General features: G+C 60.0%; 27 protein-coding genes and 3 pseudogenes. 11 read left to right on the plus strand and 19 right to left on the minus strand.

Features of this window, described 5'->3' with window-relative positions:
• Positions 1–51: 51 nt before the first annotated feature.
• From istB to AB7290_RS10845, 7 genes and pseudogenes are all read right to left on the minus strand, one after another.
• The gene (istB, locus tag AB7290_RS10815; RefSeq protein ID WP_039183785.1) at positions 52–915 is read right to left on the minus strand and encodes an IS21-like element helper ATPase IstB; all 864 of its coding nucleotides are present in this window, start codon (positions 913–915) and stop codon (positions 52–54) included.
• A gap of 8 nt (positions 916–923) precedes the next feature.
• Positions 924–2,414: pseudogene (gene istA / locus AB7290_RS10820) on the minus strand (IS21 family transposase); the annotation flags it as partial.
• Between the two features lie 57 nt (positions 2,415–2,471).
• Positions 2,472–3,449 (minus strand): adenylate/guanylate cyclase domain-containing protein, encoded by a 978-nt coding sequence (locus AB7290_RS10825; protein ID WP_441253402.1) that lies wholly within the window; start codon positions 3,447–3,449, stop codon positions 2,472–2,474.
• An 822-nt stretch (positions 3,450–4,271) separates the two neighbouring features.
• Positions 4,272–4,595 carry a hypothetical protein gene (locus tag AB7290_RS10830; protein ID WP_354112613.1) on the minus strand — a complete coding sequence of 108 codons (324 nt, stop codon included), beginning with the start codon at positions 4,593–4,595 and terminating at the stop codon, positions 4,272–4,274.
• Positions 4,596–4,713: 118 nt separating this feature from the next.
• Positions 4,714–4,995, minus strand: a complete 282-nt coding sequence (locus AB7290_RS10835; RefSeq protein ID WP_354112656.1) for a hypothetical protein — start codon at positions 4,993–4,995, stop codon at positions 4,714–4,716.
• Positions 4,996–5,055: 60 nt separating this feature from the next.
• Positions 5,056–5,229: pseudogene (locus tag AB7290_RS10840) on the minus strand (HEAT repeat domain-containing protein); the annotation flags it as partial.
• Between the two features lie 411 nt (positions 5,230–5,640).
• Positions 5,641–5,901 (minus strand): hypothetical protein, encoded by a 261-nt coding sequence (locus tag AB7290_RS10845; RefSeq protein WP_354112614.1) that lies wholly within the window; start codon positions 5,899–5,901, stop codon positions 5,641–5,643.
• A 290-nt stretch (positions 5,902–6,191) separates the two neighbouring features.
• On the opposite strand from AB7290_RS10845, the gene AB7290_RS10850 reads away from it, so the two are divergent.
• Both AB7290_RS10850 and AB7290_RS10855 read left to right on the plus strand, forming a co-directional pair.
• On the plus strand, positions 6,192–6,611 hold the full coding sequence (locus tag AB7290_RS10850) for a CopG family transcriptional regulator (protein WP_135217238.1): 420 nt from the start codon (positions 6,192–6,194) through the stop codon (positions 6,609–6,611).
• Positions 6,612–6,616: 5 nt separating this feature from the next.
• The gene (locus AB7290_RS10855) at positions 6,617–7,792 is read left to right on the plus strand and encodes an extracellular catalytic domain type 1 short-chain-length polyhydroxyalkanoate depolymerase (RefSeq protein WP_354112615.1); all 1,176 of its coding nucleotides are present in this window, start codon (positions 6,617–6,619) and stop codon (positions 7,790–7,792) included.
• 14 nt (positions 7,793–7,806) lie between these two features.
• On the opposite strand, the gene AB7290_RS10860 is transcribed toward AB7290_RS10855, so the two are convergent.
• The 3 genes from AB7290_RS10860 to AB7290_RS10870 form a co-directional block, all read right to left on the minus strand.
• Positions 7,807–8,898 (minus strand): sensor histidine kinase, encoded by a 1,092-nt coding sequence (locus AB7290_RS10860; protein ID WP_441254525.1) that lies wholly within the window; start codon positions 8,896–8,898, stop codon positions 7,807–7,809.
• A 29-nt stretch (positions 8,899–8,927) separates the two neighbouring features.
• Positions 8,928–9,719 carry an alpha/beta fold hydrolase gene (locus AB7290_RS10865; protein ID WP_354112616.1) on the minus strand — a complete coding sequence of 264 codons (792 nt, stop codon included), beginning with the start codon at positions 9,717–9,719 and terminating at the stop codon, positions 8,928–8,930.
• A 369-nt stretch (positions 9,720–10,088) separates the two neighbouring features.
• On the minus strand, positions 10,089–10,316 hold the full coding sequence (locus tag AB7290_RS10870; protein WP_041959901.1) for a hypothetical protein: 228 nt from the start codon (positions 10,314–10,316) through the stop codon (positions 10,089–10,091).
• 444 nt (positions 10,317–10,760) lie between these two features.
• On the opposite strand from AB7290_RS10870, the gene AB7290_RS10875 reads away from it, so the two are divergent.
• Together AB7290_RS10875 and AB7290_RS10880 are read left to right on the plus strand one after the other, a co-directional pair.
• Positions 10,761–10,922, plus strand: a complete 162-nt coding sequence (locus AB7290_RS10875; protein ID WP_354112617.1) for a DUF2934 domain-containing protein — start codon at positions 10,761–10,763, stop codon at positions 10,920–10,922.
• Positions 10,923–11,680: 758 nt separating this feature from the next.
• Positions 11,681–12,265: a phosphatase PAP2 family protein gene (locus AB7290_RS10880; protein WP_041959903.1), complete on the plus strand. Its 585-nt coding sequence runs from the start codon at positions 11,681–11,683 to the stop codon at positions 12,263–12,265.
• Positions 12,266–13,039: 774 nt separating this feature from the next.
• Here the strand turns inward: AB7290_RS10880 and AB7290_RS10885 are convergent.
• The 3 genes from AB7290_RS10885 to AB7290_RS10895 all read right to left on the minus strand — a co-directional run bounded on the left by AB7290_RS10885 (position 13,040) and on the right by AB7290_RS10895 (position 14,902).
• Positions 13,040–13,903 carry a transglutaminase family protein gene (locus AB7290_RS10885; RefSeq protein WP_439035448.1) on the minus strand — a complete coding sequence of 288 codons (864 nt, stop codon included), beginning with the start codon at positions 13,901–13,903 and terminating at the stop codon, positions 13,040–13,042.
• 235 nt (positions 13,904–14,138) lie between these two features.
• A complete protein-coding gene (locus tag AB7290_RS10890; protein ID WP_439037679.1) occupies positions 14,139–14,321 on the minus strand; it encodes a hypothetical protein in 183 nt (60 codons plus the stop codon).
• A 92-nt stretch (positions 14,322–14,413) separates the two neighbouring features.
• Positions 14,414–14,902 carry a YciE/YciF ferroxidase family protein gene (locus AB7290_RS10895; protein WP_071915852.1) on the minus strand — a complete coding sequence of 163 codons (489 nt, stop codon included), beginning with the start codon at positions 14,900–14,902 and terminating at the stop codon, positions 14,414–14,416.
• A 208-nt stretch (positions 14,903–15,110) separates the two neighbouring features.
• Here AB7290_RS10895 and AB7290_RS10900 point away from each other — a divergent pair, with 208 nt between their 5' ends.
• On the plus strand, positions 15,111–15,413 hold the full coding sequence (locus tag AB7290_RS10900; RefSeq protein WP_439037165.1) for a DUF2252 family protein: 303 nt from the start codon (positions 15,111–15,113) through the stop codon (positions 15,411–15,413).
• A 2-nt stretch (positions 15,414–15,415) separates the two neighbouring features.
• Here AB7290_RS10900 and AB7290_RS10905 read toward each other — a convergent pair whose 3' ends face one another.
• The 3 genes from AB7290_RS10905 to AB7290_RS10915 all read right to left on the minus strand — a co-directional run bounded on the left by AB7290_RS10905 (position 15,416) and on the right by AB7290_RS10915 (position 18,168).
• On the minus strand, positions 15,416–15,571 hold the full coding sequence (locus AB7290_RS10905; protein ID WP_439034296.1) for a hypothetical protein: 156 nt from the start codon (positions 15,569–15,571) through the stop codon (positions 15,416–15,418).
• A 117-nt stretch (positions 15,572–15,688) separates the two neighbouring features.
• Positions 15,689–16,960 (minus strand): hypothetical protein, encoded by a 1,272-nt coding sequence (locus AB7290_RS10910; protein WP_354112621.1) that lies wholly within the window; start codon positions 16,958–16,960, stop codon positions 15,689–15,691.
• Positions 16,961–16,989: 29 nt separating this feature from the next.
• Complete coding sequence (locus AB7290_RS10915; protein ID WP_441253403.1) at positions 16,990–18,168, minus strand: zinc-dependent alcohol dehydrogenase; 1,179 nt, start codon at positions 18,166–18,168, stop codon at positions 16,990–16,992.
• 125 nt (positions 18,169–18,293) lie between these two features.
• Here AB7290_RS10915 and AB7290_RS10920 point away from each other — a divergent pair.
• A pseudogene (locus tag AB7290_RS10920) lies at positions 18,294–19,054 on the plus strand (SDR family NAD(P)-dependent oxidoreductase).
• A 202-nt stretch (positions 19,055–19,256) separates the two neighbouring features.
• Positions 19,257–19,379 (plus strand): hypothetical protein, encoded by a 123-nt coding sequence (locus AB7290_RS10925; RefSeq protein WP_441253404.1) that lies wholly within the window; start codon positions 19,257–19,259, stop codon positions 19,377–19,379.
• A 738-nt stretch (positions 19,380–20,117) separates the two neighbouring features.
• Here the strand turns inward: AB7290_RS10925 and AB7290_RS10930 are convergent.
• Positions 20,118–20,456, minus strand: a complete 339-nt coding sequence (locus tag AB7290_RS10930; protein WP_441253405.1) for a hypothetical protein — start codon at positions 20,454–20,456, stop codon at positions 20,118–20,120.
• Between the two features lie 204 nt (positions 20,457–20,660).
• Between AB7290_RS10930 and AB7290_RS10935 the strand changes: the two genes are divergently transcribed.
• The gene (locus AB7290_RS10935; protein WP_085971541.1) at positions 20,661–21,143 is read left to right on the plus strand and encodes a low affinity iron permease family protein; all 483 of its coding nucleotides are present in this window, start codon (positions 20,661–20,663) and stop codon (positions 21,141–21,143) included.
• Positions 21,140–21,670: a DUF1003 domain-containing protein gene (locus AB7290_RS10940; RefSeq protein WP_354112630.1), complete on the plus strand. Its 531-nt coding sequence runs from the start codon at positions 21,140–21,142 to the stop codon at positions 21,668–21,670. Before AB7290_RS10935 ends, AB7290_RS10940 begins: the two co-directional genes overlap by 4 nt.
• Positions 21,671–22,577: 907 nt before the next feature.
• Here AB7290_RS10940 and AB7290_RS10945 read toward each other — a convergent pair.
• Together AB7290_RS10945 and AB7290_RS10950 are read right to left on the minus strand one after the other, a co-directional pair.
• Positions 22,578–22,802: a hypothetical protein gene (locus AB7290_RS10945; RefSeq protein WP_259258560.1), complete on the minus strand. Its 225-nt coding sequence runs from the start codon at positions 22,800–22,802 to the stop codon at positions 22,578–22,580.
• 75 nt (positions 22,803–22,877) lie between these two features.
• On the minus strand, positions 22,878–23,171 hold the full coding sequence (locus AB7290_RS10950; RefSeq protein WP_441253406.1) for a DUF2934 domain-containing protein: 294 nt from the start codon (positions 23,169–23,171) through the stop codon (positions 22,878–22,880).
• 567 nt (positions 23,172–23,738) lie between these two features.
• On the opposite strand from AB7290_RS10950, the gene AB7290_RS10955 reads away from it, so the two are divergent.
• Complete coding sequence (locus AB7290_RS10955; protein WP_441253407.1) at positions 23,739–24,728, plus strand: carbohydrate porin; 990 nt, start codon at positions 23,739–23,741, stop codon at positions 24,726–24,728.
• Positions 24,725–24,907, plus strand: a complete 183-nt coding sequence (locus AB7290_RS10960; protein WP_354112635.1) for a hypothetical protein — start codon at positions 24,725–24,727, stop codon at positions 24,905–24,907. Before AB7290_RS10955 ends, AB7290_RS10960 begins: the two co-directional genes overlap by 4 nt.
• The last annotated feature ends 147 nt before the right edge of the window (positions 24,908–25,054 follow it).

Raw genomic sequence — 25,054 nt, forward strand, 5'->3', positions numbered from 1 at the left:
GAATGGTCGACTTAGCCTCTCATCGGAAGAGCAAGCACTTCGCATCAGCTGTCAATCGGCCTGTAAATTTGACCCCTCATCGGCGTCCAATTTTGACCCCTTCGTGCGCCGCGGTTTGACGGTAGCGCTCGGCTCGTTGGAGCTGGCCGGGATAGCGGAGACGAGACGAGCGCGGGTGGCGTGATCGTCGTCGCGGCTTTTGAAGCGCCAGCTGTCATTGCCGGTCTCGACGATGTCACAGTGATGGGTCAACCGATCGAGCAGCGCGGTGGTCATTTTGGCGTCGCCGAACACGCTCGGCCATTCGCCGAAGGCGAGATTGGTGGTCACGATGACGGAGGCGCGCTCATAGAGCCGGCTGACGAGGTGGAAGAGAAGCTGGCCACCGGACTGGGCGAAGGGCAAATAGCCGAGTTCATCCAGCACAATGAAGTCCATCCGGGTCAGATGCTCGGCGAGCCGTCCTTGCCGTCCGTTGCGGGTCTCGGTCTCGAGGCGATTGACGAGGTCGACTACGTTGAAGAAGCGGCCGCGGGCACCGGATCGGATGCAGCTTCTGGCGATGGCAATGGCCAGGTGGGTTTTGCCTGTGCCGGTGCCGCCAACCAGCACGACGTTGCGTTGTTGGGCGATGAAGCCGCCGCCAGCAAGATCATTGACGAGAGTCTGATTGATCGGCGTGCCGTCGAACTGGAAGTCGGCGATGTCCTTGGCAAGCGGAAGCTTGGCAATGGTGAGCTGGTATTTGATCGACCTGGCTTGCTTCTCGTTGATCTCGGCGTTGAGCAGGTCGCCGACAATGCGCTGAGGTTCGTGCTGGCGCTTGACGGCAGTTGCCATGATCTCGTCGAAGGCAGCCTTCATGCCGTAGAGCTTGAGTTCGCCCATGAGGTCGAAGATTTGGGTTCGTTCCATCAGATGGTCCTCCGGAGGTTGTCGTAGCGGGCACAATCGGCGATCGGTGCATGACGGAGCGTCAGTGCGGCCGGCGTCATGATGTTGGCCGGTGGGGCGGGTTCACGTTGACGGGCCAGGATATTGAGAACGACATCGGCCGAATGGACGCTGTGACTGAGCGCTTCGGCACAGGCCGCTTCCACCGCGGGCAGACCGTCAGTCAGCACCGCGTTGAGGATGTCGACCATCTGCCGATTGCCGTCGTCGGTGCTGGCAAGCTTGCGCCGGATCCGCTCGATCGCGGCTGGCAGCACCCAGTCTTTGAAGGGAGCACCGTTGCGCAAGGCGCCGGGTTTGCGGGCGAGCACCGGCACATAATGCCAGGGGTCGTAGACGGTATCGCCGCGGCCAAAGGATCGCGGGTGCTCGGCAACGATGCGTCCATCCTGACGGATCACGATGCGATCGGCATAGGCTTGAACCTCGACCGGTCGTCCGACTGCGCTGGCTGCGACCGAGTACTTGTTGTTGTCGAAGCGCACCAGGCAGGTCTTCGAGACCGATGCCGTCACCGCATGGAAGCCGTCGAAGCGGCCGGCATAGGGAACGAGTTTGGGGCGTTCGGCTTCGAACACTTCCCAGATCGTCTGATCGACCAGCTCCGGATGGCGATGAACCTTGGCGTAGGCGATGCATTTGTCGAGCAGCCAGGCGTTTAACTCGTCGAGGTTTTTGAACCGCAGCCGCGGCGTGAAGAAGCGTTCCCTGACCAGCCCGACCTGGTTCTCGACCTGCCCCTTCTCCCAGCCCGACGCTGGCGTGCAGGCGACCGGATCGACCAGATAGTGGCTGCACATCTGCAGGAAGCGGCGATTGTAGAGACGCCCTTTACCGACGAAGATCGTCTCTACGGCGGTCTTCATGTTGTCGTAGATGCCGCGGGTGCAGGTGCCTTTGAACAGGGCGAACGCCCGGTCGTGGGCGTCGAACACCATCTCCTGCGTCTCCCGCGGATAGGCCCGCACGAACAGCATGCGGCTGTGACAGAGCCGGACATGGGCGGCCTTCACCATCACCGTGGTGCCGCTCAGCAAGACCACCTCGTGGCTCCAGTCGAACTGGTAGGCTTCGCCTGGGGCAAAGCTTAGCGGGACATAAGCAGCCGCGGTCGATTGCCCGCGTTCCTTGCTCCACCGCCTGGCGTAACGCCGCACCGCATCGTAGCCGCCGTCATAGCCACGGCTGCGCAGCTCTTCGAAGATCCGGATTAACGTCAGCTGTTCACGAGCCGGTTTGGCCGCGTTCGCCGCCAGCAGTCCGTCGAGCTCTACTGCCCATCGTCCCAGCTTTGGCCGCGGCTGCACTTGCCGCTCGTACTCGAAGGAGGTCTCTCCTGACCTCAGCACCTTCCGGACCGTGTTCCGCGACACCTTCAGGTCACGGGCAATCTCCTTGATCGTCTTGCCCTTGATGAAGTGCTCGCGCCGAATCCGCGCAATCGTCTCCACGATCAGCATCCTCGACCACCTGCTTCATTCCAAAGCAGGCAGCGCAACAGACCAACCTATAGGGGGTCAATTTTGGACGCCGATCCCCCGGCTTAGGGGGTCAATATTGCAGGCCGAATGACACCCCTCGCCGTCACGGACCCGTGCCCACCGGTCGAGCAATAGCGCCAACTCCTGCTCACGACCGACGAGCGGCACCAAGCCTGTCCCGTGCAAGGCCTCGAAGCGATCCTCCGCTACGCTTGGGCCTAGGAGAAAGATGCGCAGCGGCTCGTCGAAACCATCCAGGGCTCGCTGGCCCAGGTCCTCAACCTCGAACAGCCTGCCGAGCAGTCGCCACGTGCTTTCGGCAATCACGACCTGTCCGGGTCGGGCAAGCGCCTGCAATCGAGCGGCCAGATTCGGGGTCTCTCCAATCACGTCGCGCTCCTGAGCCTCCCCCGAGCCGACCAGATCCCCGACAACGACGAGACCGGTCGCGATGCCGACGCGCGCGGCCAACGGTTGGCCGTCCGGAGATGTGAGCCCAGCTACGGACTGAGTGACGGCGAGGCCTGCCCTGGCGGCCCGCTCCGCATCGTCCTCGTGCGCCTTAGGCCAACCAAAATAGGCCAGGACCCCGTCACCCATGAACTTGGCTACATGCCCAACGTAACGCGAAATCTCGCCCGAGACCGTGTTCTGATAGGCGCGAATGACCTTGCGCATCTCCTCCGGATCGACCCGCGACACCATTGCAGTCGAACCGACCAGGTCGGCAAACATCACCGTGACCTGGCGCCGCTCCGCCTCCGAGAACGGCAGGGCTGTCCCGGGGACCGCGGCTGGTGCTGTCATGCGAGGGGTGGTCACCGGAACTGAGCCGGTGCGCAGAGCGGCGATCGCCGCGAGCAGCTTGCGGCGATGGCCGATCGAGGTGACTCCGAGCCCGATCAAATCCTCCGCCGTGAGATCGGCGAGGACCTCGGCGTCGACATCGTTCTCGCGGAACGACTGCTCGTACTGTCCCAGCCCCAGATCACGCAGCCAGGCCGCGACGTCCATGGGCTCCTCCCGGCTCCGCTGTTCTCAGAGGCGCAGGTGCTCTAGCGTACCTCAAAATGGCTCACGGGGGGCGCGGTGAAACGTCACGAGCTGACTCCGGAGGAAGGCAGCTTTTGGCCCTTAGCGGACCGTCACCATCGCCCACTGACACTTCGGCTGGCCGGCGACGTGCGGACTTCGCGCAGAGCGGCCGCCATCGGCGGCTTTTGACCCTCAAGAGACGTCGCTGGGTTGACTTTTGTCTGGCGTCGCTCCGGTTGCGGGTGCACACTGGGTCGATCACCGCACCGCACCGCACCGTGCTTTGATCAGTGATGAGAACGCCGGTTGCGCTCCCTCCCAATTCACGCAGGGAAAGGAGAGTGCCATGAGACGACACCCACAATCCCACATTAGCGACAACTTGAATGCGGAACGAGCACGCATCATAGCGGAGCTGGAAAATACGCAGCCAGAACCGCAGCGTGATCTTCTAGAACGCAGACTGCGCCAGCTCGAAACCGAGTCCAACATAGACGAATGGCTGACGTCGTCGGGTCTGCAGCCCCCTGAGCTATAAGGCCGTCTCAGGTCGACCGACCGCGTAGGGAGCAGATGCAAGAGTATCGCGCAAATATCATGGGCCTCGACGGGCATATCGAGCTTCGCATGGTTCTAATATGCAAGGACGAAACCGAAGCCAAGAAGCGCGCCAGATGCTTGGCAGACGGCTACGACGTAGAACTATGGTTTGAAGATCGAAAGATCGCGGAATTTAAGAGCGAGTAGACCAGTCTCAGCTGGCAGCCTGCTCGCCATCCCGCTACCGCACGGGAGCGTCCGTCACTCGCGGAGATTTTTGGCAAACTCGAAGCCCGGCGGATAGCCGTGTTCCTTTGCGGTTTGCGGACCCAATCCATATTTGGAGACGAATACAAGAACGCTTTTGCCGCTATGTTCTCTGGTCTTGCCAGCGAGCACAATGTGCTGTTTTACCCGGCTTTTGATGATGCGTTTGTTGACAATGCTCAGCTCAAGGCGCTGGACGGTCTGCACCCCAACGCGGCTGGAAACGAAGCAGTCGTCACGCGCATGTTGCCAACCGTCGAGGCCCTGATCGGCCGAGCACGTCGCAGAGACCGTTGAACCTGCAATCTCGGCGGACAACGGTATCGCCAATGCCGCGATGAAAATCCAACGGCCCACTTCGGCTAGTGGCCCATCAGCGAAGTGGCGACATCTTTCATTGAGGTCCGCTTGGTGGGGTAGAGCGGACTGACTTTGCTCACTCTGAGTTCTTCGCATTTTGACCCGTTGCCGACTTAGCGAGACTGTCAGCACCTGTTGTACCAAGCCTCGGCTTGGTCCGCCTGTAGATCGGACCTCCCGGCACATACCATCCGGCTTTCTTGCGAACGGTTGAATTTTCATCATCTTGCTGGGCAGCGGAGATTGCCGCAGCGGCAAGAGCATTGGTGTGAACGAATTGTCCGACCACTTCTATCGCCATTGCGCGGACGTGCGCATCGGGGTCGCGCGCAAGCAATCTCATTGCCTTGGGAAGCACTTCACCTTCCTCGGGCTTGCAGGCCCCTTCCTTACACCGGTCGCATGCTAGCGTGTGCAAAGCAGAGCACCTGACGCGCTCATCGGCATCGTTCAGCATACCCATCAGATCGGCGAGAGTGTCGGGCGATAGATATCGGTCGAGAAACCTGCAGCAATGCAAGCGAACATCAGCATTGTCATGCCGCAGCCCAGCGCGCACTGCAGGAACCGCTTGCGTCCCAATATTGAGCAACGCCCGATAGGCGTCTGGCGCCCTGTATGGGAATGCAAGCTCTTCGATGATCTTGTGAGTTCTGCCAACATGTCAGCGACCCGTTGGGTTGTTGCGCGTTGCCCATTTTAGAACGCCACCGCGTTTCTCGCCATATAGCCATTTCCGCTGATGGCCCTTAGCGGACCTGCGCGACGACCCCGGTTGACGTCCGCCTTTGACCCGTTTGCGACATCGCAGCCAGCCCTGACGGTGTCCATTCTTCTGGTCTCGCCCTATGGTTCGCACGTCGGCGTTGAGATCTAACGTGACGACCGCGTTGCAGGCTCCATGCTCACAAAGCTGAAGACCTACCGGATCTCGCTGGGCTTCTATAATCTGGCGATCTCGGCGCGGCGAACCCGGCGCGTGCGCCCACTTGCGCGCTCAGTGTTAGGGCGTGCATTCCGGGCAAGTGTCGCCAATTGATCCGAGCACGTCGCCGATCTCCGTGACGGCCTCCTCCAGTGAGACACCAGGCGGCGGATCCAGGCGGGCGATGTCAAAGACGCGTTCTCGGGCATGAGGATCGGCACGATCCTGCGCCCAGCCGTGCGCCTCGCATTCGCGGATTGCGCCGGCCTCTTGCAATACGGCGAGCGCCCAGCCTCGTAGCGTTCGGATCGCCGGGTGTCTCTGTTTCGTCGTCAGCATCTCGTCGCTCCTGCCCGGACGAATTCCTCCGCCCCTCGGTCGTTCCGGCCGGTTAGCGCGGGACAGGGATTCAGAATTGGCAGGGCGGACGACCGTCCACCTGTTCCACCCGACTGTGCATAAGCGCAGGCAATCAGCCTTCCTTGGCGGTCAGCTTCGTCGCGCCATGTTCTTTGCGGATCGGGAGATCACTTCGGACATAATTTCTCCAAAAGTTCCATCACGTACCCCTCTTGTAAGGGGCGGCGCTCCATCCATATACCATCCATACAGATGGCGAATGGATGGCGATGCCCTGGAATATTCAAGAATTGAGGCCCAAGCCTCCGGAAACCGAAAAGATCACCATCAATCTCGGCTTCGTCGATCTGGGCCACGTCGATCTGATGGTGAAGGACGGGTTCTATTCGAACCGCACGGATTTCATCCGGACGGCGATCCGCAATCAGCTCGAGCGTCACGCCGACGTGGTCAAGCAATCTACCGCCCGTAAAGGCTTGGATCTCGGCCTCCGGAATTACACGCGCGCGGATCTCGAAGCGGCGCAGCGAGCCGGCGAGATGCTGCACATCAATGTGCTTGGCCTTGCCAGCATCGCGCAGGACGTCACGGCCGAACTCGCCCGCTCAACTATCGGCTCGGTTTCCGTGCTCGGAGCCCTCCATGCCACCCCCGCGGTCAAGGCCGCTCTCGCCGACAGAACAAGGTGAACACGATGTTGAATCACGACACGCTGCGCGAAGCCACGCGGTTGACGCGAGCGGGGCAACTGACCGAAGCCACGGCGCTGCTGCAGCGCATGTTCAAAGGCGAGCATGCGCCCGCTGCGGCATCGCTCGTCCCGCAGCTCGTCGGCCTTCCAGACGGCGTTCCGCCCACCATTGACCTCAAGTCTAGCCGCCTCGGCTGGGCCGACCTCAAAGCTCCGGCTACCACGGCACGTTTGCACCGGCCGCTGTTCGATCGGGCCAAGGACGGCACCTGGCTGGGTCTGCGGGGTGCCAAGCACGCGCCTGCTTCGATCACCGACATCGCGCCGGAAGGAACGAAGTTTATCGATGGCAACTACAGCAACGAGGCCGGAAGCCGGAGCTACAAGCTGTTCATCCCCAGCGGCTACCAACGAGGTCAACCGCACCCGCTGGTCGTCATGCTGCATGGCTGCACTCAGTCGCCGGACGATTTCGCAGCCGGCACCAGAATGAACTTCATCGCAGAAGAACAGAACTGCCTGGTGGTCTATCCGGCACAGCATGGCGGCGCTAATCCGTCCAAGTGCTGGAACTGGTTTCGCGCGACTGACCAGCGCCGCGACGAAGGCGAGCCCTCGCTGATCGCCGGCATCACTCGCCAAGTCATGCGTGACTACTTAATCGATCCAAAGCGCGTCTTCGTCGCCGGCCTCTCGGCTGGAGGCGCCGCTGCAGCAATCATGGGAGCCACCTATAGCGATCTATATGCTGCGGTCGGGATCCATTCCGGCCTCCCTTGCGGAGCCGCTACCGATATGCCCTCGGCGTTCACCGCCATGCGGCAAGGGGGCAAAGGCGCTCGTCCTGCGGCGACCGGCCCGATGATCCCGACCATTGTTTTTCACGGCGATCGCGACACCACCGTGCATCCAGGCAATGGCGCCCAGGTCGTCGAACAGACTATCGGAGCGACCAAGACGCAGAAGAAAGTGCATCGCGGGCAAATTCCGGGAGGGCATGGATATACCCGAACGACCCACGTCGACGGCCAGCGGGAGATTTTGGAGCACTGGAACATCCACGGCGCCGGCCACGCTTGGTCCGGAGGGAGCCCCGCCGGATCCTATACGGACGCAGAGGGGCCGGATGCCACGAAGGAAATGCTGCGATTCTTTCTGGAGCGTCCGCACGCCGGATGAATCTTGAAGCGGAGCTACTCCGACGGCATCGTGAATGTGAAGCGCGTCTCCTTCGGCGACGACGAGACGGTCAAAGAGCCGTCGTGCGCCTTCGCGATCTGAGAAGCGATATATAGCCCCAATCCGAGTCCTTGCCTGCTTGCGCGGGCCTCGGAACGAAAGAACGGCTCGAACAGCTTCTCCATCGCCGCTTCCGGTATAGGCTGGCCGGCGTTGGCGACCCAGAGCTCGAAAGAACCGCCGTGCGTTTCGGCGTGAACGACGATCGGCTGGTCAGAGGTGCCATGCGTCAAGGCGTTGCCTAGAAGGTTGGAGAGTAGCTGACCAACACGCGTCCGGTCGCAATCAACCGGCCGGTCGATCGCGAAGTCCGCAAGGATTTCCCACCCGGGCGATCCCATACGCAGTTCGTCTACGACCTGCTCGAGTTCAGGTTGAAGTGGCTTTCGGGTGTCGCGCCGCAGGGTGATGCCACCACCCAGCCTGCCACGCGCGAAGTCCAGCACGTTGTCGATCATCGCGCTCATCCGGATGACGGTCGACTGCAGCATCGCGGTGACCCGGTGCTCCTGCTCGCTCTGTACCGTCCGATCGAGGATACGGGCGCCGGCGCTAATCGAGGCGAGCGGATTGCGCAGATCGTGACCGAGAACGGCGATGAATTGTTCGCGAAACCGCGACGTCTCATTTTCCAGCCGCAGCACCTCCTGCGTGGCCTTTTCCGCCGTCACGGCCAGATCCTTGGCCGACAGAAGCTCCGTTTCGTACCGGCGCCGGTCGGTCGCCTTAATCAGCGCGATGCGGATGCCCAGCGCGTTCCCGTTCGGATCGCGGCGCTCATTGGCGTTCGCGATGATCTGCAGCGGATCGCCCGCGGCCGTAAGCATGTCGATCGCGAACTCGTTGAAGAAACCCTGCATCCGGAGTAGGGGCGCGATATGGGTTTCGAAATAGATACGCCCGGGAAAGGTGAGGAAATCACTGAAGCGCTTCCCGAGCATCGCGTCCGCGTCGTGACCGGTCCATGCGAGGAACGTCCGGTTCACGTGCTCGATGCGCGTGTCGGCGCGCAGCGTGATGTAGCCGCACGGCGCATTTTCGATCATGTCGTCGAAGTCGAGACCGGCGACGCTCACTAGACGAACGTTCTCATGGCGTCGACCACCTCTTTAGGGGCGCTGAGATTCGGACAGTGTCCGGTCGCGTCGAGGACGATCATCCGGCTGCCCGGGATGTTGCGGTGGACGAACTCGCCGACCTCAAGGGACGCGATGATGTCCTCCTTGCACTGGAGGATCAGCGTTGGAACGGCGACGCCGTCCAGGTCCTTGCGGTTGTCGGAGGTGAAAGTGACTCGGGCGAACGCCTTGGCGATCTCCGGATCGGTTCGGCAGAAGCTGTTCGTCAGTTCTTCGCCGAGTTCGGGCCGGTCGGGATTGCCCATGATCGCGGGCGCCATCTGGGTCGACCAGCCCATGTGGTTGGACTCGAGGAACTGCAGCAATTCCTCGATCTGCGAGGCACTGAAGCCGCCGACGTATTCGTCATCGTCGATGTACCGGGCAGAGGGGCCGACTAGGACCAGCTTGCCGAACATGCCGGGAGCCTTCTGAGCGGCAAGTACGCCGATCATGCTGCTGACGGAGTGGCCGACGAAGATTGCATCCTCCAGTTCGAGTTCGCGCCCGATTTCGACAAGGTCGTCGGCATACCCCGATAGGCTGGAGTATTTAGTCTTATCGTAGGCGGCGAGATCCGACCCGCCTGCGCCGACCTGATCGAACGTTACCGTCTCGAAGTCGTTCTCGAACGCCGGAGCCACGAACCGCCACATGTTTTGGTCGCAGCCGAACCCGTGACCGAACACGATAGCCCGGTCCCCGGCTCCTCGAACATTCACGTTGTTCCGCTCGATTACGCCTGACATCGAATACCTCAGAAATTACGGCGCGATGCCGCATCTGCACCTTACCCGGGATCAGGTCGAGCTTGCGAGTCCTTAGCGCGGAACCCTGTCATTTATCGCTGTTCGACGGACCAGTTCGATCCGACTGACGCTGGCCAGGTCTCCTTGCCGTCGTTGAGTGCATCTACAAACCGAGTTGTGGCCCTACCGGCTGTCATCCTGGCGGCCGAGGTATGACCTTTGAAAAGTCTGGTTGTTCGAGCCCCTCGGCCTGCTGACATTCGCACGGCATTCCGGCGCCGCATTGACAGCCCTTCTCATTCCAAGCTTGGAAAGGGTGGTTCTCGCACACCCAGCCCAGCCCAAAGCAGATCTGGCAGTCGGGATCTATCAGGTGACTAACTCCAACGAACAGTCGGCACACAATCTCTTGTAATCGCTGATGGCTGTGTTCGAGAGCATCAAGACACGGTGTTCACCACGCCTAACCATTGCTTCCACCGACTCCAGCAGCACCTTGCTCGCAACCTCGGGATCACCGAGGTTGCCCGTCCGCTCCAGGTAATCCCAGGCGATCTGGATCGAGTTTTCCATGATAACGGGCAGGGGCTCACTCATGCGAGGAAACGACCCTAATAAGCTTGGCGAGTTCCTTGCGTCTCCGTGCTCTCCGATTCGTGGTGCCCGCACCGGCAATTTAGGCAGCCGCACCTATGGTGGCTCTGCGCCACGACGGCGGCCGACGCCGAATGAGGGCGTTCTTCCGAAGAACAGCGGCCGAAGTCGTCTGCGACCAAATAGACGGTCTCGTCACCGTTCGGGGCGATCGACGTAAGCCGTCGAGACTGACGCATAAGCAACTCACACGACGGAACCGGGATTCAATTTGTCGACGTCCGATTTGTCGCTGTTACAGTGCGTACGCAGTTGGAGCGCAACACAGAGTCGGCAAAACAGCGCGACGGCCTGAACAAGAGGCTTCTTTGGTTCACAGGCAGCTTTATGGGGGATGACCGGATTAGTAACCCCTCCGATTGCCCCTAGTTGGGCTGGAGAAGGCCCATGAATAGGCGAATCGATGAAGCCGTTGCGGCCCGCGCCTACGAGTTGTGGGAGCAGGCAGGCAAGCCGGAGGGCCGAGAAGAAGACTTTTGGCGCTTGGCCGAACAGGAATTGCTCAAAGAGGATCAAGGCTCACCTCGACGCACACCGGATACGCTTTAGGCGAGGAGCTACCCGTCATACCCGCGCTTCCCGGCTATCATCTGTCCTGCGTGACGCTTAGGTAATTTGGCGGGCGGTCTTTCGAAGACACAAGGCAGAACCGGCAACGGACTGGCCGCAGACGGATCGCGTCATCCCCATCGGGAAGCCAAAGGGTTTGGAACGCTTTCCGTACAGATCTTTTGATTTAGTCGCGGTTCAAGCGCTTGTTCGGAGGGTTGCGGCACCCTGATAGAGAGAAGATCGAGTTAATGGCTTCCGTCAAAGCGGAATTGGATAGATACTTTGAATTGCTCCGGCGACGGGTGCCTACGAAGGTGTCGGCCTTCATTCTGTGGCTACGAGAACCATCCTCGTTTTGGGTCCGTGTCGTTGTCGCCGGGTTGCTCATCCTAGGAGGCGTCTTCAGCTTTCTGCCTATCTTCGGCCTCTGGATGCTGCCTCTAGGCCTTCTTCTTATCGCACAGGACATCCCTATTCTACAGAAGCCTCTTCTCATGGCTTTGAGGTGGATCGAGGCCAAGTGGGAGCAGCTGAGAGCGCTCTTTAAGAAGAAACCATCAGGCTGATGGACATGATCCGGCACGCTCACTCTATCCGGAGCGTCACCCGATAAGCGGGCGCCAAACAACTGCACGTCCTGCGTATCGGTGCCGCACAAGTCACCTTGCCGCGCGGTGAAACACCTCGCGATGACACACAATGAACTTGGAACCTGCACCGGAGTTAACGATGGCAGATCGCAGAGTGACGAGGTGATGGCAGCAGTCAGGGTCAAACCCACGAAGCCCGACGTGGTGATCGCGCGGACCGTGTCGCGCAACACCAATCATCGTACCGAGATGGTCTCGCGCGGGCTGACTTGGGGCGCCGACGAGAAAATCCTTCTGGCGCTCGCGACCGTCGGCTGGTTTGCGACGCGTGGTAGGTCGGAGCAGCTGCAGCGGGCGGGCAATCATGCGCTGCTCGTTACGGTCGTGGTCTCGCTGATGCCTCATGGTATGAAGTCGGTATTCGATCAGACCCGCCCGGACCGCAAGACTGTGCTGGGTCACATGCACGGGGTCTCATTTTCCGGAAAGCGCGATGACGCGTTTCCCTCGGGACACGCCCTCCATATGGGCGCGCTGGCATCCGCCGCCGGCACTTTAACGCCTCTCCCGCGGAGAATGATTCGAGCCTTAGCGATCGCCCTTTCCCTGACGCGGATAGTAGTGCTGGCGCACTGGGCTAGCGACGTGGTCGCGGGCTTCGCGCTGGGTGCCATCATAGAGCGGCTGCTGCGCTTGTGGACCGGCTATCCGCTTTGGACATCGGAGAAGAGCGACCGTGTCCATTTTTGAGAACGTCAAGGAATACATGCAGCGCGCGACCGGCCTGCGCCGTCCAGGCAGGAAGGAAGCTCCGGAACTCGCTTGTGCCCGAAAGCCTCACACGGTCCGCTTCAAGGATGACGGCTCGTACCCAATCACTTGCGATGGCCGTTCATCATCTACCGTGGCGCCATCGATTCTGGCGACGGGCACGACCCGGCGGCCGTGATGGAGGATCTCTTCGAGGCCAACAGCTGGGGCGACACTTGGCGCGACGGTATCTACAGCTACGTGCATTATCACTCCCGAATTCATGAGGTGCTTGGCATCGCCCGCGGCAGGGCCGGGTACGCTTCGGCGGCAACAAGGGCCGGATATTCACGCTGAAGGCTGGCGACGTCGCGATCCTGCACGCCGGTACCGGCCATCAATGCCTGTTCGCCGAACAGGACTTCCTTGTCGTCGGCGCCTATCCACCGGGACTTACGACGAATGCACGAAGGTCGAGGATCGGCCGCGCGCGCCGAAGGGCTCTCGACCCGCGGAGATCGATCTGAAATGCCGGAGGATGTCGCGCCTACATCCTAGTCCCGGATGGCCTAGTTAGCAGCTTGTCGATCTCCCCTTGAAGAGGCCAAGGAGCGGGCCGAAAGGCTAGTGGACGGCCACGACGTACCGCCTGCAGGATTTGCGATCTCAAAGCCGAAGAGTAAGGCGCTGCCATTTACTCTGCCGATACTGGACTCGGGGACGACCCTTGCCGTGCACTCGACGTATCGATCGGTGGAATAATCCGGAGATGCGTTAGGCGGTGACCGAGACAGTCACGCCCATGCTCAGGAAGCTATCGCTTGGGCCAAAGAAGCTTCCTGATACTGGTATGCACTGGCTGATATCGCGGGCAACTGCGACGGGGATCAGATTTCGACCACCGACGCTGCGGTTCGTCGGGTCGAAGGTGACCCAGCCCGCACCTGGTAGGAACACCTCGGCCCAAGCATGGGTCGAGCCAGCATCGCCCGAACCTAGGAGCTGATGGCTCGGGTCGTGGAGGTAGCCGGAGACGAGCCGCGCGCCGAAGCCGAGCTTTCGTGCGGATTCGGCGAACAAGACTGCAAAGTCGCGGCACGATCCCCGCCCGCGGTCGAGTGACTCCTCGGGAGATTGCGTGCCCTCGATTTCACGGCTCTGGTACCGAACGCGCTGGGCGACTCCGGCGTTCAGGTCTTTGAGCAGTGAAAGCGTATCGGTTGGGTTGCTACGTATAAACCCTCTCGTCCAGTTTTGCAGTCGCCCGCCCGGATCAGGGTATTGGGCAATAGTTAATGCGCCGAGGTCGGTCCATTCTTCGTCGGAGTAGCGGAACGGGTATGAAATGGCCGAGGCAGCGATATCGAACACCGGCCAATCGACTGCATCGAGAAGAATATCGGCTTCGCTGCCAATAACGAGCGTCGGGGCTGTGTCTGCAAAGTTGATCAGGGCGACAGTGTTGCCAAACACATCCTGGGCCCACTTGGTCACAGCGTCCGGCGTGATCGTCAAGATGTGTGACATCAGCCGCAATTCGCGGCTTTCGCGAGGGCGTAGCATTAGGCGGTGTGGAGAGAGATGTACTGCCTCTCTAAAACGATAGGTGGTCGTATGGCGGATTCGTATCGCCGTCATCTCGGCCTCCGTTTGTCAGGCCCATGGATTCTACAGCGGCCTCGCGACCTGAGATCCCGTATCTTGCAGCAGAAAACGATGGCCGCGAGCGTGGCGCTAATCACGTTCGCGCCGACGATCATCCAATCGAATAACACCGTAGACGATCCAAAACCCGAGACCGAGGGTCAGCGCCCAGAGCATGAAGAGCGAGAGATCCTCCGTGGACCCGCGTGGCCACGCCTCATACGGCCAACTAGACCAACTCGGCGTTAGGCGCGGCCTTTGTAGGCTGCGTGCTACTCACCGGGGTCAGAGCCGGAAAGCTGTCTTTCAAGCCTCTCTCAAGTTCATCGTCTTGCTTCTTATCACTGCGCATTTCCTGCTTGGAATCGGCGGCGTGTTTGTCAGTCGGCGCCGGATTGAACTTTTCACTCATGTGATTGTCTTTCTAAATCGAAACGAAACGCTGCATTGAGAGCCGGGAAGGGCCGTCCGGAGGGCGGCGCTTCCCGATCCTTACAGGGTGGTTCAGGCTGCTTCCGCGTTGACTGCCGTCTCAGCAAGCTTTGTCAGCGCATCGTCGGTCTTCTTCTCTTCGGCCAACGTCTGATCCAACAACTTGACCGCATCCTTCATACCAAGCTTCGTGGCCCAGCTCTTAAGCGTCCCGTACCTGGATATCTCATAGTGCTCGACCGCCTGAGCGGCAGCCAAGAGCCCGGCATCAAGTGCCGGCTCACCCTTGTACTCGTCCATGATCTCGGTGCCCTCATCGAGAATGCCTTCGATCGCGTCACACTTCTTTCCGCGCGCCGGCTTTTCGAGAAGCTCGAAGATCTGTTCGAGGCGACCGATTTGACCTTCGGTCTCATCGTGATGTTTTTCAAATGCCGCCCGAAGTTGATCGGAATTGGCGGCCTTCGCCATCTTCGGCAAAGCCTTATAGATCTGTTTTTCGGCGTAGTAGATATCCTTGAGGGTATCGAGGAAAAGCGCATTTAGATCTTTGTCGGCCATCGGAACGCTCCATAAGTAAAAGGATTGATGCACGGCAACATGAGGTTGAGGCGATTGTTCCTAGCCAAAAGCAGCCCGGCCGAGTCTGGCTGCAGCGAGCCGCTCTACGTCGCAAGAATGAAAAGCCCACGATACCATTGGGTTCAAAATTCTGGCCACTTGCGCCGGAAGAGACCAGCGATGTCAAAGGCTTTTCCCGAAAGCCGCGTTGCACCACCTGGCCGTATCACTGCGATCACGCGATGACGACGCCGATGTTGAATTCATTGACGCGGAGTACTGGATGAAAGGCTGCAGTTCGCTCGGAAAGCTGCGTCTCGCGGCTCTCTGCAGCTTCGGTAACGGCAGAAAGAGGGACTTGGCCTTGATGGACGTGAGAGATGCTGTCAAGCTGGCGGCGCCCCGGTATGTGACGAGAAGATGCCGAAGACAATTCGGAGCCGGTTGTCGAAGGCGCTACACACCTCTCGCCCATGCTCGGCAAACGGCGGCGCAATTCGGAGAGAACTAGGATCAGGCGGACGACGAATTCTTGAGGTTGCGCGCCTTCTCACGCAAATCGTCGATGCGATCATGTGCGCCCTGACGTGTGAGAAGCTCGCCCGACTTGTCCAGGATATCGGCCTCACGGCAGAGCTTCGTGATCTCGCCGCGCTGTTCGTCAGTCATGGGTCGTGATGGGCATTCAAGGTCATGCTGTATTATGTCCCCGTGGCCTTCCCGTGGAGGCGATTCCAGGATTGAAAGGCCAGTATAACGAGCCTGACCTTGACTGAGCTCTGACGCTCAGGATCGGGAAACTGAAGCAAGCCACCAGTCGCCGATCGCTCGCGTCAGATCGATCCAGAGGCTCGAGGGGAGATCAGGCACGGCGATGCGGACGCTGTAACGGTCGGTCGTCAGGTCGTGAAACCATTCGGTCGCGGCAAAATCAAAGCCGAAACTCCCAGCGTGACGGATTGGAAAGCCGACTTCGCTTAGCTCCTCGCTCATGGCTGCGGCCGCCTGCCGGGCTGCCGCTTCGTCGAGAGGTTCGCGAGATCCCAACGTGACGTATAGTCCGTGAACGGGCTGCAACTGCGACGGCACGCCTCGCAGCCTCAAGGCGAAATGCCGGGAGGAGAAACGACCGTTACGAAGGATCGAGGCCATACGCCTCCTCGTCAGGCGACGGTAAGCGGATGTGCCTACGAATGGCGGAAAGTGCGCGGGTAAGGCTGCGTTGCCCAGGAGCCTTATGGCGTTGCGCGTTTCCGCCATAAGCTCTTCGAGGCATGAGGAAGGAATCCGCTGTGTCGCGAAATCGCTGCGGATCAACGTAATGGAACCTAGCCGCCCGTACTCCGCACCCAACGAATCCAACTTATTGTGACTCCGGACCAGGATCAGCGGAACGCCCCGGCGCCTCGACCACCTGATTACCTGCTCAATACGTCCCGAACTTCCGGTGAAACATGTTGTGTCGAAGATGATGAGGTCGAAATGCAGCTTTCCGCAATTGACGACGTCGCCGAAATCGCGAGACGCGATGCATGAATCCAGCAACAGGACTCTGCGAGAGGTACTGTCCGTCGAGAAACTCTGGATCGACCCGATTACCAGGTGCAGTTGCTGCGCATAGCCGTCGATCAGTTCTAATGTTTCCCCGTAAGAGCCTGGCAGCGCAACGACCTCGCCACCTTTCATCGACTTGGAGAGTGCGAGGAGTAGCGAAGCAATCGCCCCCATTCCCGAAGCCGTGTAGATCGTTTGTCGAGCGTGCCGCTCATCGAGCGCATAGAATGACGGTCCTTCTACGGCCAGGTCAGCGCGTTGATAGTCGTATTGAAACTTAAAGGGCCCGCTGGATGGACGCGCGCTGCCCGCCCATGCGGTCTCGGTGGCGTTCCACTCCTGCGTCTCATGCGCGGCTCTGAGAGCTGCGGTCAGCTGAAATTTACGACGAATGACTTCGGCGACCGAATCAGGACGATCCAGTGATAGCGGTGCAGCCAGGCAGCTGTTCAGAAGCTTCAGTTCTTCCAGCTTGCGATCGAAATACGCGTCTGTGCTCTCCATCCTAATCCTGCTCGGATAGCCGACAGTCGTCAGGCTCCGAAAGGCTTCATCACAACTTTGATGCAACCGTCCTTCTTGTCCCGGAAGGTCTTGTAGAGTTCCGGCCCCTCCTCGAGTGTTGCCCGATTGGTGATGACGAAGGATGGATCGATTTCGCCTTTCTGGATGCGCTCCATAAGCTTCGGCATGTAATGCTGGACGGGGGTCTGGGCCATCCGGAAGGTGAGGCCGCGATTGATGGCGCTGCCCATAGGAATCTTGTCCAGATACCCGCCATAGACGCCGACGATCGAAACCGTGCCGAAATTTCGGCAGCACTCGATCGCCTGTCGAAGAACGTGCGGCCTGTCCGTTCCCATGAAGGTCGCGACCTTGATCCGGTCGATCACAGAGCCAATGCTGGCAGTGGTTTCAGGCTCGGTGCCGACGGCGTCGATGCAGGCATCCGCGCCGCGCCCGCCGGTCAACTCCTGGATGCGATCGTAGATGTCGTCGTTCTGGAAATCGAGTGTGATTGCACCCGATTGTCTGGCGAGTGCCAACCGTTCAGGAACGGTATCGATCGCCAGCACGCGCTCCGCCCCCAACAAAAAGGCGCTCTTGATAGCGAACTGCCCGACAGGACCGCATCCCCAGACAGCCACTGTTTCGCCGCCCTTTATGTTGCAGAACTCGGCGGCCATGTAGCCGGTCGGAAAGATGTCCGACAGGAACAGCACCTGTTCATCGGTGAGACCTTCCGGGACCTTGTAAGGACCGACATCGGCGTAGGGCACGCGCAGGTACTCCGCCTGACCGCCGGCAAAACCACCGAGCATATGCGAATAACCGAACAAACCGGCCGGAGAATGCCCCCACATCTTCTCGGCCATCTTGGCGTTGGGGTTGGACCGCTCGCATCCGGAGTAGAAGCCGTTCTTGCAGAAGAAGCATTCACCGCAGGAGATCGTGAAGGGCACCACGACGCGGTCGCCGACGTTGAGCTTGGTATTGTCTTTGCCGACGTCGACGACCTCGCCCATCGTCTCGTGGCCCACCACGTCGCCTTTTTCCATGCTCGGCATGACGCCGTCGAGCAGATGCAGGTCCGAACCGCAGATCGCGCAGGCAGTCACCTTGATGATGGCGTCACGTCCATGCTCGATCTTGGGATCCGGCACGGTCTCGCACCGGATGTCGCCTTTGCCGTGCCAAGTGAGAGCTTTCATGTAGGGAACTCCAAGCGAATGATGACGGCTAAGCTTAATTGCGTCTCGAAGTTCCTATCGCGTTAGGAACGGCGGCTGCCTAGCGCGATTAAGGAGGCGACCTGGGAGACAAACGGAGAGCCGAGATGGTCAGGCAATTTGCAATCGTGCCCGGCGCATCTACAGGGATCGGTTACGAGTTTGCGCGCATATGCGCGCGCGAAGGGTTTGACCTTCTAGTTGCCGCAGACGAAGTGGAGATCGAAAAGGCGGCCGCCGACCTGCGACGTGAGCCTGGCGCGGAGGTCGTCGAGGCGCGCCACCTCGACCTCGCCAAGCAGGAAGACATCGACAAGCTCCACGCGGCCATCAGGGGCCGTCCGATCGACGTGCTCACGGCGCCGGGCGCGGACTTGGGCATCCGTTTCTCGATCAGGGCCTCGCCCGCATTCGTGATGTCATCGACACGAATGTAACTGGGACGACTTGTCTGCTGCATCAGCTCGGAAACGACATGCGCAGGCGCAATCAGGGGCGCATTTTGATCGCGGGCTCGATTGCCGGCTTTACGCCCGGCAGCTTTCAGGCGGTGTACAACGCGTCGAAGGCCTATCTGAATTCACTGTCGTTTGCGCTTCGCAAGGAGCTTCGCGATTCCGAAATCAGCGTGACCTGCCTCATGCAGGGCGCGACCGAGACCGAGTTTTTCAAGCGCGCCGACATGCTCGACACCAAGGTGGGCTCAGAGGACAAAGACGATCCTGCCATGGTCGCGCGCCAGGGCTTCGTCGCCATGGTGAAAGGCGAGGGCGATGTTGTCCAGTCTGCAGTGGCAAATGTGACGCCCGCGGAGATGCTCGCAAAACAGCATCGTAAAATGGCGGAACCCGGCTCCGCCAAGCATTAGCCGGCAAACAGGAGGAAATGTCATGCTTACGAAATCAATGCTGGTTGGCGCCGTCTTGGCTGTCAGCTCAACTATCGCTTTCGGCGGCCCTTGCAATACAGCTAACCGCGATGCCGGCTCTGGACCCGTCACGACGGGCCAAGCGAGTACGAGCACGGGCACCCCCTCGCCAAGCGCCAAGGAGCATCCGCCAACTTCTGCCATGAACAAGTCGAGCGAGAACACCGCAACCTCGTCGCAGGACGCCCAGCGCCAGATGCAAAGCCAGCCGACGGCAGCTGAACAGTCGGAGACGACCACCGGCGCCCGCGACAACGATTGCTAGGCGGAAAAACTCCCAGGCCGAGCGCGAGAGGTTGGTGGTGGCCCTGCTTTCTCGTGCTCGACGTCTAGTAGAGGAAAGCCAGGGGATCCATATATTCTGCCGTCGCCGTATCGGCGCATAGGATCGTAGGGTTACACAGCGGTTGTCTTTCCTCGGCGTGGAGGGCGAGGAGTTCATTGATGGATGAAGCGGTGAAACGGACGGAACAACCAGTCGTGGGCCGACCGGCGCACGACTACGTGCGCGTTCGCGGTGCTCGCTGGTTCAGCTCAAGAGCTAGTTGCCAAAGGTACAGCGAGCACGCCGTGCGGCGCAGTACTTAGGATGTCGACCGACTATCAGCTATAGTTAATCGGGCCTCAGATTGGCGGCAATCGCCGTCCAAAAATGGTGATGACGGACATTGCTGGTTGAAATCCGAAGGGCCGCTGTCTCTGAGCAGCGGCCCTTGTTCATTACTAAAGCGCCCGGAGTAGTCGGTATAGTAAAGGTCGTGAACTGCTTTGCTGCACCATTACGCCTCGCATTCCACCGTGGAAGCAACCGCGGCGCCGCTGCCACTGCCTGAGGATGTTCCGAAGGCCGAGGACGCACTGGCCAGGCCGTACACTAGTTTGGTGGGTGGAGAGTGTTCGGTCAGGGACGCTGCCGAACACTCGCTCTAGGCGATCCGCCTACCGCTTGTATTGGTTCACCTGCCGCACGATCCAGCGGCGGGTGTGGCCTAGCTGTGGAATCTCAACAGGTCGTCCTTCGGGAGGCCGAGGCGCTCTGACGTGATTGCCGATCCAATGGCGATGGCGAGAGCGACAGCAGTATGACTAAAGCTGCTCGATTCGGACTCTGCTTTGCACCGCCCGAAGGATTGCCGAGCACCTCGCCAATATAGGTGACGGCAAACTTGATGCCGTTCTTGTCGAGGGGATTTGGCAGAAGGCCGAGGGTCGATTCCTGCACCGTGCTCTCGCCGGTATCGGGATCGGATAGCTTCAGATCGTCGGTCTTCTTGTCTTCCTGCGCGAAGGCGCTCTCTACAAGGCGCGCAACGAGCGTCAGTGCCAGCAGCGAAGCGCGCATCGTTCGACCTACCCCTCGGCCCGCATGTTGCAGTGTTCGGCGGGCCGCCACAAATCCTTTCGGCACCGCCGACCATCCTCGTGAGTTACAAAGTGTACACAGCCCGCAACCACCCTTTCTCAGATGCTCGTTTCGTAAGTGGAACCTTCGAGTTCCGCTCCCGTTATCTCGCGCAGGTTTTCGGAAGATCAGATGGGATTGATGATGTCGGCGGCGACCGAAAAACGCAGTGACAAAGGCTCCAGCGGTTCGGCGCGCGAGCGCGCCGGAAAGCTCTTTGGCGACATCGCCAACCGCACATCCCAGGCCGCCGGCCGCGCACTGACCTTCATGATTGCCGCCGCCGTTGTGATCATTTGGGCGATCACTGGCCCGATCTTCCATTACTCCGACACGTGGCAATTGGTGATCAATACCGGCACTACGATCGTGACGTTCCTGATGGTCTTCCTGATCCAGAATTCCCAGAACCGCGATAGCGCGGCAATCCAGGTGAAGCTGGACGAGCTCGTCAGGGTGAGTGCCGTGCACAATTCGTTCGTCGGGATCGAGCACCTGACCGACGATGAGCTCGACGAAATACGCTCGAAATGCGAGGTCCGGGCCAAGGCCGAAAAAGCCGGAGAGCAGACGGTGGAGAGTGCCAGGAAGAAGGCGCGTCGCGCCGCAGACCTCGTCACCGAATGAACGGTGAAGCCGATCATGACCGCGGTATCCGACACAGCGCGGTTTCGAGGAATATTGACTGCGTTGCCGAGCTGGAAAAGGAAGAGGAACGAAAACTATCGAGGTTTCACAGGGCTTCTCACATGGTCGGATGGTTCGTCGGGACCATTCATTTCGTGTTGCTTCAACTCCTTCTCGTCGTCGCATGGGTCGTTTGGAATACCTACGGGTCCGCTCGCTTCGATCCTTACCCGTTCAATTTCCTGTCGGCGGTCCTCGCGCTCGAAGCCGTGCTTTTGACGTCCTTCGTTCTGATCCGCCAGAACGCCATGGATCAACGCTCCGAGCAGCGTAATCACCTCGATCTTCAGATCAACCTCCTGGCGGAGAAAGAGGCGACCAGCATTCTCCATAAGTTGGATGCCATCGCTACGAAGTTCGGCGTGGAATTACCACAGGATCTCGAGGCCACAGAGCTTGCGAAGGATACCCAGGTGGAAAGCATTGCGCGCGATATACGCTCCAAGAACGACAAGACGTCCTTCTAACCTTTGGGTGAGGTGAAAGTCAGCTCTCTGGAGCTAGAAAGCTGAACGTGATGCCACCTCCGCGCAGCCAAAAAAGCAGCAAGGAAATCTAGGCACTGGGGGATCTGCCAATCAGGGGCACTCCAGGCGCTCTAATCCGCAATTGGATCGGCAGCCGGGAGCATTGGGGGCTGGAAAGCGAGCCGTGCCACGTTCGCCCTCTAACTGCAATCTCGAGCTTTGCTGAGCCGGCATTTTACGGAATTCCATTTCGGTACGGGATGTTTTATTGAAACAATCGGGGCGCGGACAAATTATCCGCTAGTCAGCAAAGCCTTAGGCCGGCGCGCCGCCGCGCTCCGGGGATTTCTCCGGGGGGCGCGCGCGAACTTCGCTTCCTCGCGCCGGGCTATTTTGAGTAATCGCTTTGCCTCCACCCGGAGCGCCTCCGCACGGCGAACAAGCCGATCAGCGGCCGCGCGCAGCTCCTTGATGCGAAACTTGCGGATCTCGCTAGACGTCTCTGTGAGCTTGCCCGACAGATCGCCAGAAACCGGCCGCCGACGCCTTATTTCGCCAGGGAGGTCGTCTGACCGCGGGGTGGGGGTGTTTGAACGCATGGGCAAAGCTCCCAGCGGGTTTCTGTCGCGGTGCTGATCGCAGTTGGCGTGCTCGGGCTGTTGGCTGTCGTCATGGAGGCCCAACAGCACGAGCCGGGAGTCGAATAGGGGCGCCCAGGTTAGACCGGACTTCAGCTGGCGCGGGCCTGACCCGGCCGCCCCACTAGCCTGCTCAGAGCGCCCTCCTCTGCTCGCCTCGCATGTATCGTCCTCGGCGCGAGTTGGGTAAAGGCTCCCCTTAGGACAATAAGCATTCTGAAACTGCGTACTTATGACCACAGCTTAGAGCGTAAGGATCAGCCAGACCATTAGACCTGCCGTAGCGGCTTGAGCATGCTGGGAATGAGAATGATGGACCTGGTCATGGCTTCCCAATCACCGGCACCGTTGAACGTTCCGGAATGGGTTGTGGGTGACTGCTTGCGTTCACCTGGATTAATGCGGGTGCTCTCGATTTCCTTCATCATGCCGGTGCCTAGTCGGTTTCCACCGCGCGCCTGCAACAGGGCGAGTGTTTTTGAGAACCTGAGCATGTTCCTCCAAGAGGATGCGAAGACCGCGGTCATTGATGGCGAAAGCGCAGCGCCCAGAATGGACGCCAGTGCAACTCAGATCGATCGTCGCCTGTCACACCACTCAACGCTCGGTCTACTCGCCCCGCGCGCTGATTTCCCTTTCCGCCTCAAGCCAAAATCAAAGTCCTTCCCAGCGGGGCGCCCAGCCTGCTCCCACAGCTCATAGGCGCGCGCCGTGATCTGGCGCCGCTGGGAAGATGGGAATAGCTTCTGCCTCAGCTGATCTGCGAAACGTCTAAGCCTGCTCGCGGTGCTCTCGTCAGCGGTGCAGGCCGCTACGCGGGTAGCCAGTGCGATCTGGTGCTCCAGTTTTTTCCGGTCGTCCATGGTCGCCGCCTCCTTCCTCCTCTCGAGGGAGACGACTCCGGGGCCGCGCAATGGTTTCGAACGCAATCGCCCCGGGCCTAAATTGCGAGGGCTGCCGATCCCGCGTGATATCGTGCGTTCACTTCTGCACACAACATGCCTGGCAAGCCGCTGAAGACCTCGTCCTGGACTTGCGTCGGAAGATCAGGCAAGTCCTAAAGCACTTCCAGCATTAGGAGTTCCCGTGTCGCGGCCAAGGAGGGCATACCGGCAAGCGGCGCTTTCAATGTCGGTCGCTTTGCTCCTTGCAGCCAACGCCATGGCGCAGGAGGACAAGAAGACCGACGACGACAAGCCCGCCGATCCCGACACGGGCGAGAGCACGGTGGAGGAGAAAACGCTCGGTCTTCTACCCAATCCGCTGCAGAGGTACGGCGTGAAATTCGCGGCGACCTACATCGGCGAGGTACTCGGCAACGCTTCCGGAGGATTAAAGCAAGGCACGATCTACGAAGGCCGCCTGAACCTTGCCGTCGATGTCGATCTGCAGAAGCTTGTCGGGATCACAAGCTCACCTTTCATGCCAACATGTTCCAAATCCATGGCGACGGGCTGTCGCGCAGTAATCTGCAAAATTTGTTCGTCGTCAGCGGAATTGAGGCTCTGCCATCGACGCGGCTGTACGAAGCCTATTTCGAGAAGCAGTGGGGCGCGAAGAAGGTCTCGCTCAAATTGGGTCAGTTCGCCGCCGACAGCGAATTCTTCAACACCAAGTACACGGATGTGCTCACCAACGCCTCGATGGGCTGGCCGGCCATCACGTCACCAGCTTTCCGTGCTTGGCGGAATCTTCGACGGTGCATGTCCCAGCCGTTCGGAAGCATTGAAGTCGAGAAAGGGACCGTGATTCACGCGGCCGGCGAAAACCCGACCGACGTTCAGGCGCGGTGGCTCGGCGTGACTCAAGAGATGGGAATCGACCCGGATACCATGGACGTGCATTTCATCAACGGTGTGGTGAAGATTTCGGAGAACGTCGCGAACATCGAAGCCGAGGTGGCAACGAAGAAACTGCAACCCACCCTGGTCATCGTCGACACGGTCGCCGCGTATTTCGAGGGCGACGACGACAACGACAACGTCCAAATGGGCAACTATGCGCGATTGCTGCGGTCCATGACGAACCTGCCTGGCGGGCCGTGCGTGCTCGCCCTGGCGCATCCGACAAAGCGCGCGGCCGATGACGACCTGATCCCAAAGGGCGGCGGGGCGTTTCTAAATGAGGTTGACGGCAACGTTGCCTTGCGTCGGAACGGCCAAGTGATCGCCTTCGAAGCCCTCGGCAAGTTCCGCGGCCCGTCGTTCGAGCCGGTCCATTTCGAATTAGTGACCGTGCAGCACCCTAAGCTCAGGGACACCAAGGGGCGCGCCATCCCGACCGTCGTTGCGCGGCCGGTCTCGGATTTCGGCATTGTGGAGCGTGAGCGGGCGAACGAGCGTGACGAGGACACGTTGCTGCGCGCTATCGATCAGCACCCCGCAAAAGCCGCCGCGACGTGGCGAAGCTGCTCGGAATGAGCGACAGCCGCGTGTACCGGATCGCGCGGAAGCTGGAGCAGCAAAAGCTGATCCGCGCGGAGCGTAATGGCTGGACATTGACCGGTGCCGGCGAGCGGGAGCTTAACGCCATGGATTCGCGTGGTTCAGGGGTGAACCAACCACCGCTGCCGCCAGCGCGATTTCCAGGTGCAAATTGAGCGAACCAAGGGGGGAACCAAAACCGAACCAACAGAGGCTAAAACCCCTTAGATATCAAGCTGGTTCACCTGAACCACTCCGTGAACCACGGACGATACGATGGGGGGCATTTATGCCCATCATCGTCTGGTTCGGTTCAGTCATAT

Source organism: Bradyrhizobium sp. 613_E4_N2_2 (genome assembly GCF_052075995.1).
In the GTDB taxonomy this organism is placed as follows: Bacteria; Pseudomonadota; Alphaproteobacteria; order Rhizobiales; family Xanthobacteraceae; genus Bradyrhizobium; species Bradyrhizobium barranii.